At 46.2% G+C, this 17,765-nt stretch carries 12 protein-coding genes and 2 pseudogenes; 6 read left to right on the forward strand and 8 right to left on the reverse strand.

Translation table 11 applies throughout. The features are described 5' to 3' along the window. The 7 genes and pseudogenes from L1D43_RS00005 to L1D43_RS00035 all read right to left on the reverse strand — a co-directional run. A protein-coding gene (locus L1D43_RS00005) for an IS3 family transposase (protein WP_239849444.1) occupies positions 1-1,112 on the reverse strand; the annotation gives its coding sequence in 2 pieces (ribosomal slippage) (positions 1-845 and positions 845-1,112; 1,113 coding nt annotated over the 2 pieces). This gene is flagged as partial in the annotation. An 80-nt stretch (positions 1,113-1,192) separates the two neighbouring features. Beyond that, positions 1,193-1,532 (reverse strand): annotated as a pseudogene (locus L1D43_RS00010) (transposase); the annotation flags it as partial. Between the two features lie 279 nt (positions 1,533-1,811). After that, positions 1,812-3,119, reverse strand: coding sequence for an McrC family protein (locus L1D43_RS00015; RefSeq protein ID WP_239849445.1), 1,308 nt, complete (start codon positions 3,117-3,119; stop codon positions 1,812-1,814). Next, positions 3,120-4,316 carry an AAA family ATPase gene (locus L1D43_RS00020; RefSeq protein ID WP_239849446.1) on the reverse strand — a complete coding sequence of 399 codons (1,197 nt, stop codon included), beginning with the start codon at positions 4,314-4,316 and terminating at the stop codon, positions 3,120-3,122. Continuing rightward, entirely contained in the window at positions 4,258-4,857 is a 600-nt protein-coding gene (locus L1D43_RS00025; protein WP_239849447.1) for a hypothetical protein, read from the reverse strand. The genes L1D43_RS00020 and L1D43_RS00025 overlap by 59 nt, the downstream gene beginning before the upstream one ends. Positions 4,858-5,170: 313 nt before the next feature. Further along, a complete protein-coding gene (locus tag L1D43_RS00030) occupies positions 5,171-7,360 on the reverse strand; it encodes an N-6 DNA methylase (RefSeq protein WP_239849448.1) in 2,190 nt (729 codons plus the stop codon). A 2-nt stretch (positions 7,361-7,362) separates the two neighbouring features. Further along, entirely contained in the window at positions 7,363-8,397 is a 1,035-nt protein-coding gene (locus L1D43_RS00035; RefSeq protein WP_239849449.1) for a DNA adenine methylase, read from the reverse strand. 403 nt (positions 8,398-8,800) lie between these two features. On the opposite strand from L1D43_RS00035, the pseudogene L1D43_RS00040 reads away from it, so the two are divergent. Further along, positions 8,801-9,693, forward strand: a pseudogene (locus tag L1D43_RS00040) (IS3 family transposase). Positions 9,694-10,087: 394 nt separating this feature from the next. Continuing rightward, positions 10,088-11,551, forward strand: a complete 1,464-nt coding sequence (locus L1D43_RS00045) for a serine hydrolase domain-containing protein (protein WP_239849450.1) — start codon at positions 10,088-10,090, stop codon at positions 11,549-11,551. Between the two features lie 123 nt (positions 11,552-11,674). Here L1D43_RS00045 and rraA read toward each other — a convergent pair whose 3' ends face one another. Continuing rightward, the gene (gene rraA / locus L1D43_RS00050) at positions 11,675-12,160 is read right to left on the reverse strand and encodes a ribonuclease E activity regulator RraA (RefSeq protein ID WP_011867166.1); all 486 of its coding nucleotides are present in this window, start codon (positions 12,158-12,160) and stop codon (positions 11,675-11,677) included. A 336-nt stretch (positions 12,161-12,496) separates the two neighbouring features. Between rraA and L1D43_RS00055 the strand changes: the two genes are divergently transcribed. From L1D43_RS00055 to L1D43_RS00070, 4 genes are all read left to right on the forward strand, one after another. Then, positions 12,497-12,751, forward strand: coding sequence for a YgjV family protein (locus L1D43_RS00055; protein WP_033539479.1), 255 nt, complete (start codon positions 12,497-12,499; stop codon positions 12,749-12,751). 97 nt (positions 12,752-12,848) lie between these two features. Continuing rightward, positions 12,849-13,379, forward strand: a complete 531-nt coding sequence (locus tag L1D43_RS00060; RefSeq protein WP_239849451.1) for a phosphatase PAP2 family protein — start codon at positions 12,849-12,851, stop codon at positions 13,377-13,379. 25 nt (positions 13,380-13,404) lie between these two features. Further along, positions 13,405-14,457, forward strand: a complete 1,053-nt coding sequence (locus L1D43_RS00065) for an MJ1255/VC2487 family glycosyltransferase (RefSeq protein ID WP_239849452.1) — start codon at positions 13,405-13,407, stop codon at positions 14,455-14,457. Positions 14,458-14,555: 98 nt separating this feature from the next. Beyond that, positions 14,556-17,735: an HD domain-containing phosphohydrolase gene (locus L1D43_RS00070; RefSeq protein WP_239849453.1), complete on the forward strand. Its 3,180-nt coding sequence runs from the start codon at positions 14,556-14,558 to the stop codon at positions 17,733-17,735. The last annotated feature ends 30 nt before the right edge of the window (positions 17,736-17,765 follow it).

Consider the following 17,765-nt stretch of genomic DNA (forward strand, 5'->3'; position numbering starts at 1 on the left):
GCCGCCATTGTACTGATGCGGCCTGATTTGACTGTAGTATCTAATTATATAGCCAACCATGCTGTGCCAAGCTTCAGTTAAACTACGATAACCACAGCTCGGCACCCATTCTGTTTTCAAGCTTCTAAAGAAGCGCTCCATCGGACTATTATCCCAGCAATTACCTTTTCGAGATAAGCTTTGTTTAATTCGGTATCGCCACAGGGTTTGACGATATTTTCGACTCGTATAATGCGTGCCTTGATCGCTATGGAACATGACTCCTGTAGGCCTTCCTCGTGACTCATAAGCCATCTTTAATGCTTTGCTTGTTAGCTGACTGTCGGGTGAAAAGGATATAGCCCAACCAACAGGTTTTCGTGCAAACAAGTCGAGGACAACCGCTAGATAAGCCCAACGGCTTCCGGCACAGRCATAAGTGACGTCTCCGACCCAAACCTGGTTTGGTGCAGTAACAGCGAACTGCCTCTCCAAATGATTAGGGATCTCTACATGCTCTAGAGGTTGCTTCCTATACTTGTGCTTTGGTAATTGCCGACTTACCAAATCGAGTACCTTCATGATTTTAGTTGCTCGATATCGACTCAGGCTAATGCCAGCATTAGTGACGATACCTGCAATGGTTCGGGCTCCTGCTGAACCATTGCTAGCGTTGTGAGCCTCTTGAACAAGTGCTCTTACTCGAGCTTCAGGCGCAGGAATGGCTTTTGGCCGTGTTTTCCTGTACTTGTAACTGCTGCGATGGACGTCGAATATGCGACATAGTTTTAAAATGCTGTAGCTCTGTTTGAGTCTCTCAATTATCGAGAATTTTTCAATGAGTCTGACATCAACAGAGCTGTAGCCTTTTTTATGATTTCGTTGTGCTCTTCTAGCTCGGCGATCCGTTTTTTAAGCTCTCGGATCTCTATCTGTTCTGGCGTCAATGGCGCGGCTTTTGGGGTGATCCCCAGCCTCTCTTGTATTAGCTGCCTTACCCACTTATCCATAGCAGATTTGCTCACATTCATAGCTTTAGCTGCTTCGACTACTGAGTAACCTTGGTCAACAACCAGCTGAGCTGCTTCAAGCTTGAATTCTGGGCTGAAAGTTCTTCTCGTACGCTTTGTCATAGTTCCACCTGTTGTGTACGAGGTGCATCTTAACACCTCTAATCAGGTGGCCTAATTCACTATGCCACTACANGTTTTAAAATGCTGTAGCTCTGTTTGAGTCTCTCAATTATCGAGAATTTTTCAATGAGTCTGACATCAACAGAGCTGTAGCCTTTTTATGATTTCGTTGTGCTCTTCTAGCTCGGCGATCCGTTTTTTAAGCTCTCGGATCTCTATCTGTTCTGGCGTCAATGGCGCGGCTTTTGGGGTGATCCCCAGCCTCTCTTGTATTAGCTGCCTTACCCACTTATCCATAGCAGATTTGCTCACATTCATAGCTTTAGCTGCTTCGACTACTGAGTAACCTTGGTCAACAACCAGCTGAGCTGCTTCAAGCTTGAATTCTGGGCTGAAAGTTCTTCTCGTACGCTTTGTCATAGTTCCACCTGTTGTGTACGAGGTGCATCTTAACACCTCTAATCAGGTGGCCTAATTCACTATGCCACTACAAAACAACAAAGCCTCGACCGAAGTCAAGGCTTTGTCATATGAGATATGGTGCCCGAGGACGGACTTGAACCGTCACTCCCGAAGGAAACGGATTTTGAATTCACTGCTAACACTTTGAAGTGGCTAGCTGTGTTTGGATTTTTTTAGATTTATTTATCACTCTCCGAGGAAGGCTTAGGATCTAGTTTGCAGGTGTTAAACACATTTTTAACCAATGATACTTGATATGCCTTCACAGAGATTCAAAGCAAATTGATTCAACCCACCTTCTTTAGATATACAACGCACCTCAACTTGAACACCAATAACTTCAATATCATCGATGTTTATTCTCTCAAAAACAGTACAACGCCCTGTTATTATTTGATCTTCACATGGAGCAGCTGGATAAATCAACACCACCTTGCCACATTTAGAAGCACGAGAAAAAGCCAAAGCCTCATAGATATCACTTTCATCAATTCGAAGTCGTCTCTTCTCAATATGACCTTTATACTTAGCATCCACTATAACTCTAGGGCGCTTCCCATTAGATTCAATTATGCAGTCAGGGTAAACAGATATTTTAGTTTTCGAGTAACTATCCAGTCTTTCCCTTCTTCCTAATAAGAATTGCTTCTGAGATGAAACAAAATGAGCACCAAAACCCAGTCTAACAGCAATAGTTACTAAATCTTCCCAAACTCTCCAAGTAGATATTACGTAACCTGGAGCGCTAGCTAATCCTTGATTATAATGCAAGCCAAGTCCATTAAGGATATCGACCGAAAGAGCGTGAATAGAGTTCCAAGAACGATGCCTCGGTGGTACTTTTTTCCTACTAACATGACTGAAGTTTCTTTGTGGAGATAAATCACTTCTTAAACGCAACAACCTCCCCATAACACCGGGGTCTTGCACTTGAGGGAGCAAAATGTTAGTAGCAGCTAATATATTCGAATTCCATTCATTAACTCGATCAAACCTAATAACTTCTTGCTTGAAACCCTCAGAGGATGGAAATATTAAATCAATGGGTTCAGGCTCTCCATCCAGAAAAAAATCTTCCGAATAAACTTTGCGATAAGTTCTTAGAGGCCTGCGTTTCACCTCGTCATACATACATACCAAAGCATGAGCTACGAGAGTTGGCAGCCCCCTCGAAACCCCACCAGAAGACGACAGCTTTTCAAAAGCTAACAATTGACCATGTGAAGAGAGAAAAGATAGATAAAAAAAGTCTTCTCTCCAGGTCGAATCCGTTTCATCAAGACCAAGAAACTTTGGAGCAACTTCAAGCTCCAAAGAAGGGGATAACCTAACTAACCCGGCAAATTTAATTGCTCTATAACCATTTTCCCCATTTATTATTGGATTTTCGGATAGGTTTAAAAGTGAGGCAATTCTCTTTCCCGCATTATTTAATAGCAAGTCTACGTTTGATTTATCGACTCCCAGTTTCTTCGATATCTCTTTGGTAAGATTTTTTGAAGACCCATACTCTACTAAAGATATTCTTTCGCGAAAGTTACCCATTTACTCATCTCTAGAGAAAGCTCGCAGCGCATCGTAAATCATACTAGCGTCAAATCTACTAGGCCCTTCAAGCTTAAACCTAATCTCACTCGCAAAAGTGGTTTCTACTAATTCAAAAGGGTTATACTCGGGACCATCGATTGCATTAAGAGTTGAAGCTAACCCTCTTATATCTCCGAAAAAAACCTCTTCAACATGTGCAAATATCTTTGTCCAACCAACACATATAAATTCCAACGCTTCAAAGACGTCCAAGTCTTCGGGAAGTTCGTGAGTCATCAATATACCGTGACCGATTCTAAATTCAGAACCACGCCCAAGAGAAACCTGTTCATTAATAGATATCCAAGCAAGAACCGAAGCTTCAAAGACATCAGATATTGAGCTAGGCTCCGCCGGTAATGCATATGAATCATCGCGTTTTATGTTATAAAAATCCCTTAAAGCTCTTTCATTAGGCTCTAATTTAAGAGGTTCCCAACGTCTTAAGAAAGCAACATCTAGAGGTTCTACTGAGGCATCAGCTTGGTTCATTGCAGCCAATATATACAGGTCACTCGGTAAAGCATACTCAATAAACTCACCTGAAAGTGGATCGAGTAACTCAAAATACTGAGTTCCGACTAATTTACTTCCATCAGGGGCTAAACGTTTATCTGACTCAATCGCAACCAAAGAGCCACCAAAAACCTGAACTGCTGGTCCACGATTAATTTCATCAATAATAAGAAGTGAAGCGCTATTAGAGGAGTTTGCGTGCTCACTTGCTCTGTATAATACCCCTTTAACAATGTAGAAACCTGAACCCGATTCGACATTGTTAACACAAGGTAAAACACCAGAAACAAAATCACGATACTTGGAGTTTTGGTGAAACACCGTTCGAAAAACCATACGGTTTGTTTTATATGGAGCGGGAACCCCCTCCATCACTTTACCTGGAGAAGGAGGAATTGGAATTGGATTGGAGCGTTCTAACGCTGGGGTACCGTGAGAAGAAGATACGCCAAGCCCAGTTTCAAAGGCCAATGCTACTTCGGCAAGCAGGCGAGATTTTCCTGTTCCAGGAGCACCAGACACTAGCACGTTTTTCGAACGTGCTAGTAGTTTAAGGGTTTCTAAACATTCGTCAGAGAAATCACTTACCATTACAGTAGCAATCTCCTGTAATGAAATCCTTAAAGCCAATTGCTGCATGACCTACTGGACGCTGAGCATCTAGACAAGCTAACAATACATCTGCGACTAAAGGATCCCAGTAACCAGCAGCACGAAGAGTTCTTTCTTCGGCGTAATAAGGCCAAACTGAATTATCATTTAACTGAATAAGTAGTAAAAGTACCCGGTTTCCAACACCACCATGAGGCATAAGACTAGTATCAAAACATCCATACTCATGAACCCTAACGATACGTCCCTCAGAAGGACGTGCATCGGTCGGTGGTTCGAAAAAGGACTCTTTAGTCTGAACATTGCCGTGAGAATCATTCCAGCAAAAATGTCCTTTGAATACGTCAATAACTTCTCTACGACCACCGCGTCTCCGTTCTTCTTGTACAAGGAATGGAAACATTTTGGCTATGGCAGGTTGAAGACGTGAAAAAGCTCCGAAACGAAAATCTCGAGCACCTCCTCCTGAAGGAGTATCATTCGACTGTGCATGAATTTTTCGTAAATCACCAGGAACAATCTCTTTAAACAGAATGCGCGCAACTTGGTTGTTAGATGAAGTAGTCACAGCTTTTCAATCCTCATTACAAAACAAAAGCATTACTAGCAGTCAACCGCTAGACTACATAGGAACAACTTTCTATCGATCTAAGCCAAATAGCTAAAGTCGCAATGCAGAGTCATTAAAAAGCGCTCAGTTTTTTTGACAAGCTCATCATTTCTGTTGCAATACGACCCCATATTGTGTCAACTGCTCGAAACTATAGACCAAAGAAAGATTCTCTCCAAATAATCCTGTCATATCATGAACATAAAGTCCACAAATACAAAAGTCATTTTCTCTCATTTGAGCCCACAAAGATTCAGGGAGAATAGCACCATTAGACAGATTGACCTCTAACTGAAGCTTGTGAAGGTATAAAAGGAATCGCACCTCTAGCTAGCGCATTTTCTAATCGAGATTTATACTTGTTCCGAACATCTTCAGACAAACCATATGTTTCACACAGCCGAAACAGAATGAAGTCCCTGGTCACCGTGGAACGAGTTTCGTCTTTCAAGCAAGGTTGACTGCGATCTAACAGTGGAAAATCGTGAAAGATAAGCTCTACGTCATCGAAGGATAATTGATAGGCAGAAAAACATAACAACTCTATAGAAGTTCGGATTTCAGCCATTTTCATAGCATTATCATACCCAGCACCATTGTGATCTAAGTCAATTAATTTCCTGACTGAATTAATAATTTTCTGGCCCACTTCACTGCTAACTTCAATTGGGGCGAGAGGAATACTGCGTAAAAGAAAGTAGTTGACCGTGGTTGTCAAGACACGCCTCAATAACCAATCGAAAGCAAAGCTGTTAACAATTCCCAACCACAACAGAGTTTTTTCGTTAGCATCATCCCCAAAGAAGCTAACTGTAGGCACTTTATTCCCACATACAACACCAGAAGGAATCAGAGTTGCCATCATCGCTCGTTCATTAGTTTGACCAGCAATATCACAAAAACCAGCTCGAGCAACTCTCACTCTTTCTTCTAACTTACTCGGTAACTCATCTGGAAGAATACGAAACTGCGGTTGAATTGAAGACTCTCCGATTTGAATCGTTTCCCAGACTGCCTTTCGACCTGTTCCAGACCTATAAGCTTTAGCTCCAAGCCTAAATTGATGCACCATTCTCCCCTCAACTAGAGGTATTCCGCTTTTATCAAAACGTTTAAACACCCCTTTATCTCGGGTCATATCAACTTCTCGATAGAACTTTGCATTCCACTTACCCTGCCATTCTTCACCATTTTCATACATCTTTTTGAATACATTGTATTCTTCTTGATTTCTAAGCTCAGGTAACGACAAGTCCGGACGATATTGTTTTAAAACCTCATAGTCAAATATTACACCAAGATCTGTAAATACCCTTCCATCTAAAGACTTGGCATGTTTTAGAACAATTTCGTCTGTTTTATTTTCCGCCCCCCCCTGAAAAACCATGTTTACAAATTTCACACGACTATCTATTGCAAAGTATTTAGCCTTATTATCGAAAACAGTAAAACTGATAAAGCCTGAAGATTCTAAAATTTTACGTCGTAATTTTAATGTTCCTTCCGATCTAATAACCCCACCAGGAATAAGAATGGAAGCAGTTCCATTAGAACCGAACAACCTAAGTATTAATGCCGTAAAAGCCATATATAAATCCATTTCACCACTATCAGCTTCAGGATATAAAATCGCTAGTTTTTCAGCATAGCTTTTAGTTTTTAATCTCATGTTTTGATAACTTTCGTCATCTATATTTGAGATTTCTCTCCCATAATGACCAAGATTACCAATACTATTTAAGTACTCATGCTTTATAGTTTTTACTTTTTCCCATGGAGGGTTAGCAATCACCAACCCAAACCCATCAGTAGCAATTTCATTCCATTCATCATAGAACAATGAATCACCACAGACCCAATTTTGCCTCATTGCAAACAAGGCATTTAAATCATCGGTTAACGAAGCCAATGACAGCATCGCTCCCCTCAAAGCATTAAGAGACATATCAGCAGCAACTATATAGTTCTCCATAAATTCTGCTGACTTATTTTTATCATCTCCACAGTTAATGTATGTTATCGCCGCCAACAATATTCCAGTACCACATGCAGGATCGATTATCGGTCTTAACTTATCCCAACGTTTATTTCCCTCTTCTGCAATGTGGAGAGCTAATCGATGATCTGTATAGTAAGCACCAGATGACTTCCTTTCGTGTGCTTGTAAAGGCTGCGTTGCCAAAGAAGACAATACTAGCGCTGTAGGTACCGGTATGTTTTTTATTAGCTTTACAAGCTCACAAGCGCCATCAAGAAGAGTCTCATAACTTAAAATACTATCTATTTCAAATATATTATGGAATTTTTTAACATCATAACCACCCACTATAGATGAAACGCACTCCAAATAAAGCAACCTAGCTTCAAACCTATAATCTTCCGTTATACTAGAAATCAGGCCATCCAGGTGATTGTTAATACTTTTATAAAGCTTATCTTCTAAAGTTATATATTTAGACATACTTACAAACCAGAAACGCCACTATATTCCACCAAATATTCGGTAACTGTATCACCATTGGAACTTGCTACTTTATTAGGGCGGTACCTTCCAATTGATGCAAGAGGGATCAATTTAACACTTCCGGTTAACTCCAACTCAGTAACTAATTCATTTAAGTCAACATGGCCTTCACAACTATAAGATAATATGACTTTTTTACTTTTCAACTTTGTTATCAATTCAACCAAAGATCTTAAGGCTTTTCGTTTATAACAGAACACAGACGCTTTATGTTTCCATGGCCGCAGGCCACTAACACCCTCAACTGTGGGATTATCATTAATTGTTATAGTCTCAAGTATGTGATAATAAGATGCATATTGTCTTTTTGTGTACGGAGGATCTAAATACACAACGTCATTTTCTGTGACGTTTAATTCAAATGCATCTAGATTTGTTGTTTCAACAATATTATCAGAATCATTCAAGTCTCGCTCTTTCAATTTTAATTCTGACAATGCTTGTTTCTGCCACTTAGATAAGAAACAACCATATGTTCCAGCAATATTTGCTACTCTATTAACTGCACTAATAAGGTCAGCTATTAAAACTTCTGATTCTAGGCCATCAATTTTTCCTGATGAATACCATTCAGAGATAACCTTTCTTATTCCATCTATTTTCTGTGCATTATGCTCAGTAAAGTATTTCCTCTCAATTCCACACAATTTAAGAGATACAGGACTATATTCTCTCCAAATTACACCATTAATTCCTGGAACATTATTTAACGTCTCTATTGCTGAAGAGTACCCACCGACATTCAGAAATTTAGCGTGATTAAAGCTCATCATACGAGCAGAAGCCATTGTAACTGCGGAGATCAAGTGATCGTTGATCCAAACATTCCACCCAAGCTTATGTGCTTCTGCTGCAACAGCCCCAGTACCACAAAACACGTCTACAAACCGACCACTATCGCTTGTCGGTTTTCCAACATACTTCACAATTTCTTCTGTAAAACGAGCTTTAGAGCCAATATATCTAAATGTCATCTATAACCTACTGATTTACAAATACTTTTCAAAAAATAATCTTAAGCTTTTTAGCTCTAAAAAGCACAATATCTTACATCTTTCCATTTTGAATAGCGAATCAATAATTGAAAGTCTACCCTCTCAACTGTCAGTAATCCGCCCCAATGAATATGAATGTAAACCCCGTGAATTAACCGCCGCCACAAAACCTTAGACAAGAAAAAAAGGAGCAGCCACATAACGCAACTGCTCCCTTCCGGTTCAAAGACATCAATTATCGAAGATCATAAAAAAGCTCAGGCAGAGCATCTTCACCAATCTTCTCCGTCAACTGCACAACCAAGCGATCTGTAGTGGCATAGTGAATTAGGCCACCTGATTAGAGGTGTTAAGATGCACCTCGTACACAACAGGTGGAACTATGACAAAGCGTACGAGAAGAACTTTCAGCCCAGAATTCAAGCTTGAAGCAGCTCAGCTGGTTGTTGACCAAGGTTACTCAGTAGTCGAAGCAGCTAAAGCTATGAATGTGAGCAAATCTGCTATGGATAAGTGGGTAAGGCAGCTAATACAAGAGAGGCTGGGGATCACCCCAAAAGTAGCAATGGTTCAGCAGGAGCCCGAACCATTGCAGGTATCGTCACTAATGCTGGCATTAGCCTGAGTCGATATCGAGCAACTAAAATCATGAAGGTACTCGATTTGGTAAGTCGGCAATTACCAAAGCACAAGTATAGGAAGCAACCTCTAGAGCATGTAGAGATCCCTAATCATTTGGAGAGGCAGTTCGCTGTTACTGCACCAAACCAGGTTTGGGTCGGAGACGTCACTTATGYCTGTGCCGGAAGCCGTTGGGCTTATCTAGCGGTTGTCCTCGACTTGTTTGCACGAAAACCTGTTGGTTGGGCTATATCCTTTTCACCCGACAGTCAGCTAACAAGCAAAGCATTAAAGATGGCTTATGAGTCACGAGGAAGGCCTACAGGAGTCATGTTCCATAGCGATCAAGGCACGCATTATACGAGTCGAAAATATCGTCAAACCCTGTGGCGATACCGAATTAAACAAAGCTTATCTCGAAAAGGTAATTGCTGGGATAATAGTCCGATGGAGCGCTTCTTTAGAAGCTTGAAAACAGAATGGGTGCCGAGCTGTGGTTATCGTAGTTTAACTGAAGCTTGGCACAGCATGGTTGGCTATATAATTAGATACTACAGTCAAATCAGGCCGCATCAGTACAATGGCGGCCTCACTCCGAATGAGTCGGAAAGGCTTTACTGGAAAACTTATAAAACCGTGGCCAATTTTAGTTGACCACTACAGCGTGCCTCGGCAGTACCTACACATAAACTTGCCACAGGCAATTGATACACCATGAAGTTATGGTTTAAAGCTCTCCTTTAAACATCAAGCTAGTTTGAGGTTAAAAGTAAATTACACCTAACTTATCTGGCCTAAACAGCCTAGCCACAATCTTCATGCCATTTCGGGCATCAGCTTAATCGATATCTAGAGGCTCGGGTGACAGTGCAATACCTAAGTAATTGTCATTAGGGTAAATATCGGTAGACTATGCGCACTATCACTCGAAGCTAATTTAGATAACTCACTTCGGGTGTCATACCCTGCACCTTATACTTTTGCTACTTATCAAGCGCTATAAAGGGTGTTTTATCTCAACGATTACAATTAAGGAAATCCTGTTCTGATGTTTAGGAAAAACATTCGCCTACGTTTACATGTTGTCTCATTAAGCACACTATTACTGATCGGTGGACTCTCACAGGTAAAAGCCGATGAAATAGACGATTTTCTGCTGGAGAAAATGCGCACAGCCAATATTCCCGGATTACAGCTGGCAGTCGTCAAAGACAATAAGCTGATAAAAAAAGCCAGCTATGGTCTGTCAAACTTGCAAGATCAAGTCACGGTAAAAAACCATACCCCTTTTCCCATTTATTCGATGACGAAAGCCTTTACCGGCGTTGCTATTATGCAACTTGCCGCAGAGAACAAGTTATCGGTCAACGATCCGCTTTCAAAGCATTTAGATGACTTGCCTAAAGCGTGGCAACCACTAACTATCCGCCAGGTGCTAAGCCATACCTCTGGTCTACCCAAAATATTAAATGGTCATTGGGTTGATTTAATTGCCAATGGTCAACCCGAACCTGCGTGGCAGGAAGTACTTACCTTACCCATGCGTTCTGAAACCAATACCCGTTTCGAATACAACCAAACAGGTTACATCTTGCTCGGTAAAATTATTGATAAGTTATCGGGCCAGCCGTTTGCCAACTATATTCAGCAAAATCAGCTGGCTAAACTAGATATGCCTATCACCTTGGCGGCAGGTTTTGCCCATACTGAATCCATAGTTCCCAATCAGGCTCGTCCCTATTTTGCCGGCAATCAGGGAAAGTTTCAGACGGTACAAATTACTTATGATCCCTTCTTTAGAACCGCGGCGGGTATGAGCGCAACTGCGACCGAGCTTGCTAATTACGCGATAGCGCTGCAACAGCAAAAACTGCTCGATAAGGAACACCTTAAAGAGCTGTGGACACCTACTCGTTTAAATAATGGTAAGACCGCAGGCTTTAGTAATTTAGAAAATGGCTATGCCCTTGGCTGGCAAACGATTGGGCGAGAACAGCATCCGGCAGTGAGTGCCAGTGGTGGCGATGCCACTTCAATGGTGATTTATCCAGAAGATAACTTAACCATCATTGTATTAACCAATAAGTTAGGTAGCTTACCGATATTCTTCATCGATGAAATTGCTGGTTTTTATTACCCTGAGATGAAAGCTGAAAATGGTTGGGGATTGTCAAAAGACTTATTCACACTTTTCCAAGGAATGAAAACACAGGGCTTTAACCAAGCCATTGCTTTAGCGGATAAAATGAAAGCAAGTGCACAGTTTGATGTGCAAGAAGTTAACCTTTTGGGCTATCGCTATGTGGCTAAAAATGAACTAGCAAAGGCATTAGAGATATTTAAGCTCAATGTTCATCTGTTTCCCGACAATGCCAATGCCTATGATAGCCTAGCTGAAACCTATGCAGCGCTTGGCAATAAACCTGAAGCGATAGCTCATTACGAAAAAGTACTCGAGTTTTTGCCGAACAATCAACATGCCCTTAAGCAGCTAGCCCGGTTGAAACAATAACTAGCAAAAGTGATTGCAGAGGCAAGGGGGGCTATCGATAGGCCACAAAAAAGGACGACTCTCGGTCGTCCTTTTACGATTAGATGGCTAAGCCAAAATTATCATGCCATTTCGGGCATCAGCTTAATCGATATCTAGAGGCTCGGGTGACAGGATGATCCCTGTGTTGTCGGCGTAGATATGGTCGGCTGGTAGGAAGGTGACGCCGCCGAAGTTAACCGGGATCTCCAGTTCGCCCACGCCGTGTCCGTCTGCACCGACGGGAATGGAGGCCAGCGCCTGAATACCTATGTCCAGATCTTCCAGTGCGTCGACGTCGCGTACCGAACCATAAACGATAATGCCTTCCCAGTTATTTGCCACGGCTATCTCGGCGATGTTGGCATCGACCAATGCACGACGCAGGGATCCGCCGCCGTCGACCAGCAATACCTTGCCTTCGCCATCTTGTTGCAGTACTTCAGCGATTAATCCATTGTCTTCGAAGCATTTAATGGTGCTAATTGAACCGCCGAAAGAGCTACAACCACCGTAATTACTGAACATGGGCTCAACAACATCGACCACATCAATGTAAGTGTCACAAAGTTCTGAGGTGTTGTATTCCATAAGTCATACTCCTGTAGAGAGGCATTTTACTGGGATAAATCAGCAATATATTGTTACCAGCCAGTATATAAGGGATTCTTAAAAAGAAAAGCGTTATAACTCACGCTATTGGTGATAATAGCGCCGTTTGGCTAAGTTGTTGTAATCTTTCTTTCATTGCTTTCTTATTGTGCAAAAAACATGACCAAGGTCATTAAATAACGTATTTTAATTACAAGCTGGGGCTAAATTTGTTAGTATGTAGGTAGTCAACGATTAACTTAACTTTAACTTGCTTTAGGGGCACGGATCCCCCAGTTAGCTTATGGACGGCAGAGGGCCTTAAGAAGGTGCCTTATGGAAGCTTCAAACACAATTGAACTAATCGGCTATTCCGCCTCGGTGATGGTGGCTATCTCTTTGATGATGAAAGATATAGTTTGGCTAAGATGTCTTAACTTTACCGGCTGTACACTGTTTGTGATCTACGGGATCTATATCTCGGCCTGGCCTGTGGCCGGCATGAACGCCTTTGTCGCCTGTATCAATATCTATCACTTAGTGAAGTTATTCCGCGCTAAGTCTCAGGTGGGCAATACCGCCGAGGCATAAGGCTTATCCCTGTCATAAATATTTAGGCTAGATGTCACCTAGGCGTCATAGCGAGTTTTTAGGCTCCTGATCATACCTTAATGATCCGGAGCCTTTTATGTTTCAGACCTTAGCTAAGCTAGATCGCCAGGTCTTTGCCGCGATCAACGCCTGTGGCGTGGCTTACCGTCTAAACCCTAAGGCCAGGCTTATCTCGGCCACGGGCGACGGGCCTTATTATCTCTATCTGTGTGTGCTCTTGCTGCTGCTCGATGAGCGGGGAGAGACACTGTTCAACCTGGCGCTCGCCGCCTTCATCATAGAGCTGCCCCTCTATCTGGCGCTCAAGAACAGTATTCGGCGTACGCGTCCCTGTCATCAGCCTCTGCCCGGCGGCGATAGCCTGATGCTCACCTTCGAGCCATCGGATAAATTCAGCCTGCCTTCGGGCCACACGGCGGCAGCCTTTGTGATGGCCAGTGCCATCGCTTGGTGTTATCCGGCTTTTGCCTGGCTGGTCTTCGGCTGGGCGACGATCATAGGTGTTTCGCGTATCATCTTGGGCGTGCATTACCCGCTGGACATTCTGGCGGGGGCCCTTCTGGGCGTGGCGAGTTGCTACCTGGCTTTACCACTCGTCGGGCAATAAATCACTAGCAGGAGTCAGCACAAACATGCGTATTCTTTACGGCGTGCAAGGCACAGGGAATGGCCATCTCAGTCGTGCCAGAGTCATGGCGACGGCCCTTAAAAATCAGCGGGTCGATGTCGATTTCTTCTTCTCCGGTCGTGACAGTCAACGCTATTTCGACATGCAGTGTTTCGGCGAGTATCGCACCCAGGCCGGGTTAACCTTTGCGACTCAGAATGGCTGTGTCAGCATCGCCAAGACGGCTCTGCAGAACTCCCTGAGCGCCCTGGTCAAAGATGTGCGCGGCCTAGATCTCAGCGGCTATGACCTAGTGCTTAACGACTTCGAACCTGTCTCTGCCTGGGCGGCACGGCTTCAGGGGGTGCCCTCTATCGGGGTGAGCCATCAGGCGGCACTGCAATACGATGTGCCTAAGGTGGGCAACGGTTGGTTTAACCAGATGTTGCTCAACTACTTTGCGCCGGTCGATCGGGCGCTGGGCTGCCACTGGCACCATTTTGGCTTCCCGCTGCTGCCGCCTTTCGTGGAGGTGAGCGAGCTGGTGAGCTATAACTCCCACGACATTTTGGTCTATCTGCCGTTCGAGTCGCCCGAGGATATCAACGCATTGCTCAGGGACTTTGACGAGTATCGCTTCCATGTGTTTCATGGCTCGGCAGCGCCCCAGAGCTGCGCCGAGCATGTTATCTGGTCTGGCTTTAATCGTGACGGCTTCAAGGCCAAGCTGGCCCAGTGCGGTGGGGTGATCGCCAGCGCCGGCTTCGAGCTGGCCAGTGAGGCGTTGACCCTGGGTAAGAAGCTGCTGGTGAAGCCGCTTCATGGCCAGTTCGAACAGCTCTCCAACGTGGCGGCGCTTGAGCTGCTCGGCGCCGCCGAGAGCATGAAGTGGCTCGACCCCGCCGCGGTTAAGCGCTGGTTGCGGGCGCCTAAGCCCGAACCTATCGCCTATCCTCAGGTGGGGGATGCCCTGGTCACCTGGCTAAAGCAGGGTAACTGGCATGAGGGAGAACGCCTGTGTCAGGAGCTGTGGCAGCAGGTGGAGTTACCCGAGTCCTGGCGCAATAAAAGTCCTTAATGTCTGCATTTTTAGGATGTTAACCCAACAATAAGGTGGAGCATACGGATCTCTTACTATACTCTGTGAGTAGGACATTCATGGGATAAGGATACCGCATGCTGGGCCTCCACTTGGCGAAACCCAAACGCCTCACCATACGTTTTACCGTGGTGGGCATCTTCATTATTGCGACTCTGTTTACGGCCTCGGTGGCGATCGGCCTGCAATACTATTTTGGTCAGCGCTTGGCCACGGAGGCCAGTCTCCAGCTCTACAATCAGAGCGCCGACAGCACGGGCAGCTACCTGAACCAACTCGATAATCAGGCGATTAACACCACTAAGTTGGTGGCTAACTTCGAGGGGCTCTATACCCCCATGGGACTGAGCGAAGAGGCCAAGCAGGTGTTCAGCCAGGCGATGCGCTCAGCCAGGTTTATCTACGCCATCTATCTCGGCAGTCCAGACGGGGACCTGTTCGAGTTGGTAAACCTCGATGCCCACCCCATAGTGAGACGCCAGCTCAAGGCCTCACTGGAAGATCGCTGGGTGATCATCAGTATTCAGGGTAAGGGCGAGGGGCGTATTCGCGCCTTTCATTACTTAGATGCCGACTTCAATCAGCGCGCGAGCCGGATGGAGCCGACAGATTACGACGCCAGCATCCGCCCCTGGTTTATCGACGCCCGCCCGGACAGGGTGTTTAAGACAGAGCCCTATCTGTTTCAGAACCTACAGGCCCCTGGCATCACCTATTCGATCCGTTTGCCAGGCAGCGAGGCCGTGCTGGCGGTAGATGTTGCCCTGTCGAGCCTGGATGACTATCTGGCACAATTGGGTAGGGGGGATGCCAAAGCGGGGCGTGAGGTCTATGTCTATCGAGAGAGTGGCGCCCTGGTGGCCTCTAATCACCAGCAGGTCAATCAGGCGGAGCTTCCCGCGCCTGTGCCGCTAGCCCTGACCCCTGAGGAGCAGGCCTTGGTCGCCAATACGCCACCGCTCATCGCCTCCAACGAGACAGACTGGCCGCCGATCGATTTTGCCGTCGCCGGGCGCCCCATGGGCTACAGCATAGACGTGCTTAATCTGGTGGCCGAGATGACGGGGCTAACCATCAACTACAACAATGGCTTCACCTGGCCCGAATTTGTCGACAAGTTCAAGGCGCGGGAGATCAACCTGCTGCACTCTGTGCTGAGCAGCGAGGCCAATCAATCGCTTGGGGTCTTTAGTCAGCCGTTTCTGAGCATGCCCTTCGCCGCCGTGACAGGGCCGGGCCAGGCGCCGATTAAGCATGTGGCTGAGCTGGCGGGCAGGCGGGTGGCCATTCCCAAGGGCTGGTCGATCATCCCTATCATACGCCAGTATTTTCCCGAGATAGAGGTGGTCGAGGTGTCGTCGACCCGAGGAATACTGCAGGCGGTGAAAGAGGGGCGGGTGTTTGCGGCCATCGATAACAGCATAGTGCTGCACTATACGGCGCGGCAATATTTTATCAATGACCTACAGTTTCACGAGGATCTGGATTACGCCCCCATCGACATTCGGGCGGGGTTGAGCATAGTGATGCATCCGGAAAACGCCGACCTTGTCGCGCTGATCGACAAGGCCATTGCCCATATCAGCCCAGCACAGGTGCAGGCGCTACGCAACAAGTGGTTTGCCGAGGGCCAGCAGGTGGCCCCTGCGAACGTGCAGGGTACAGTGCCCTACAAGGCGTTGATCGATATCGCCGCCGATCCCGGTCGGCAGAAACAGCTAGTCGCCATCTCGCTCAACGGCGAGCCCTGCTTTGTCTATGTCTCTCCCCTTGGTAGTAGCGCCGCCGAACAGGAGTTTTTTGCCATCTTGGTGCCCCAAGAGATGTTGCTGGCTTCTAGCCTGGATAAGGTGAAGCAGTCGATAGCCATCACTGGGCTCTGCCTGCTGCTGGCGCTGCCGTTTTCCTGGGTGTTTGCCTCGCCCATCATCTCGCCGATCAAGCAGCTGGCGCTGGAGAACCTCAAGGTGAAGTTTCGCCGTTATGACGAGGTGACTAAGGTAGACTCCTATATCAAGGAGATCGACGAGCTGGCGGTTTCCCTGGTGGATATGGCCGAGTCGATTCGCCAGCACGAGCAAGACCACAAGGCGCTGATGGACGCCTTCATCAAGCTGATCGCCCAGGCGATCGATGACAAGTCCCCCTATACCGCAGGGCACTGTAACCGGGTGCCCGAGTTGGGGCTCATGCTGGCCGAGTACGCAGCCAAATCGGATCTGCCTGCCTTCGAGGCGTTTCGCTTCCATAACGCCGACGAACACAGGGAGTTTCGTATCGCGGCCTGGCTCCATGACTGCGGCAAGATCACCACGCCAGAGCATATCGTGGACAAAGGCAGCAAGCTGGAGCTGATCTATAACCGCATTCACGAGGTGCGCATGCGCTTCGAGGTGTTGTGGCGCGACGCCGAGATTAACTACCTCAAGCAGTGCTTGGAGCGCCCCGAGTTAGCTGCCGTGCATAAAGAGGAGCTGAACCAACGCCGCGAGCAACTGAGGGAAGACTTTGCCTTCATCGCTGGGGCCAACGTGGGCGGCGAGTTCATGGATCAAGCCGATATCGATAGGCTAAAGGCGCTGTCGCAAATCACCTGGCAGCGTCACTTCGACGATCGTCTCGGCCTCTCGCCGGTGGAGGAGCTCAACTATCCCGAGTCTACCAAGGAGATCAGCCTGCCGGTGACAGAGCAGCTGCTGGCCGACAAGCCAGAGCATGTGGTTCCTCGCCATCGCCCCGAGCTGTTCGATCCTAAGTTTGGCATCAAGATGACTGTGCCCGAGGCGCTCTATAATCAGGGGGAGATCTATAACCTGAGTATCTCCCGCGGTACCCTGACCGACGAGGACAGATTCAAGATCAATCAGCATATTACCAGCACCATCAAGATGCTGGAGAACCTGCCATTCCCGCCGGAGCTAGCCCGTGTGCCTCGCTATGCCTCGACCCATCACGAGACGCTGATCGGCACTGGCTACCCCAGAAAGCTCAGTGGTGACGACCTGTCGATCCCCGAGCGCATACTCGTGCTGGCGGATATCTTCGAGGCGCTCACCGCCGCCGACAGGCCCTACAAGAAGGCCAAGCCGTTGAGCGTCGCCATCGATATTCTGCATAAGATGGTGCTGGACAGCCACGTGGACGGCGAGGTGTTTAAGCTGTTCCTCTCAAGCGGCATCTATCTCGAGTACGCTAATCGTTATCTGGCGGCGGAGCAGATCGACGAGGTGGATATCGACAAGTACCTGGCGGCCTAGTCGAGACTGGAATGGGTTTTGCAGTCTTGC

Source organism: Shewanella sp. Isolate8, assembly GCF_022398495.1.
In the GTDB taxonomy this organism is placed as follows: domain Bacteria; phylum Pseudomonadota; class Gammaproteobacteria; order Enterobacterales; family Shewanellaceae; genus Shewanella; species Shewanella aquimarina.

What these genes read in the sequence shown, in the direction of transcription:
- L1D43_RS00015 (WP_239849445.1), bottom strand. Translation starts at nt 3,119, where the DNA reads ATGGGTAACTTTCGCGAAAGAATATCTTTAGTAGAGTATGGGTCTTCA.
- L1D43_RS00070 (WP_239849453.1), top strand. Translation starts at nt 14,556, where the DNA reads ATGCTGGGCCTCCACTTGGCGAAACCCAAACGCCTCACCATACGTTTT.
- L1D43_RS00020 (WP_239849446.1), bottom strand. Translation starts at nt 4,316, where the DNA reads ATGCAGCAATTGGCTTTAAGGATTTCATTACAGGAGATTGCTACTGTA.
- rraA (WP_011867166.1), bottom strand. Translation starts at nt 12,160, where the DNA reads ATGGAATACAACACCTCAGAACTTTGTGACACTTACATTGATGTGGTC.
- L1D43_RS00065 (WP_239849452.1), top strand. Translation starts at nt 13,405, where the DNA reads ATGCGTATTCTTTACGGCGTGCAAGGCACAGGGAATGGCCATCTCAGT.
- L1D43_RS00035 (WP_239849449.1), bottom strand. Translation starts at nt 8,397, where the DNA reads ATGACATTTAGATATATTGGCTCTAAAGCTCGTTTTACAGAAGAAATT.
- L1D43_RS00060 (WP_239849451.1), top strand. Translation starts at nt 12,849, where the DNA reads ATGTTTCAGACCTTAGCTAAGCTAGATCGCCAGGTCTTTGCCGCGATC.
- L1D43_RS00055 (WP_033539479.1), top strand. Translation starts at nt 12,497, where the DNA reads ATGGAAGCTTCAAACACAATTGAACTAATCGGCTATTCCGCCTCGGTG.
- L1D43_RS00045 (WP_239849450.1), top strand. Translation starts at nt 10,088, where the DNA reads ATGTTTAGGAAAAACATTCGCCTACGTTTACATGTTGTCTCATTAAGC.
- L1D43_RS00030 (WP_239849448.1), bottom strand. Translation starts at nt 7,360, where the DNA reads ATGTCTAAATATATAACTTTAGAAGATAAGCTTTATAAAAGTATTAAC.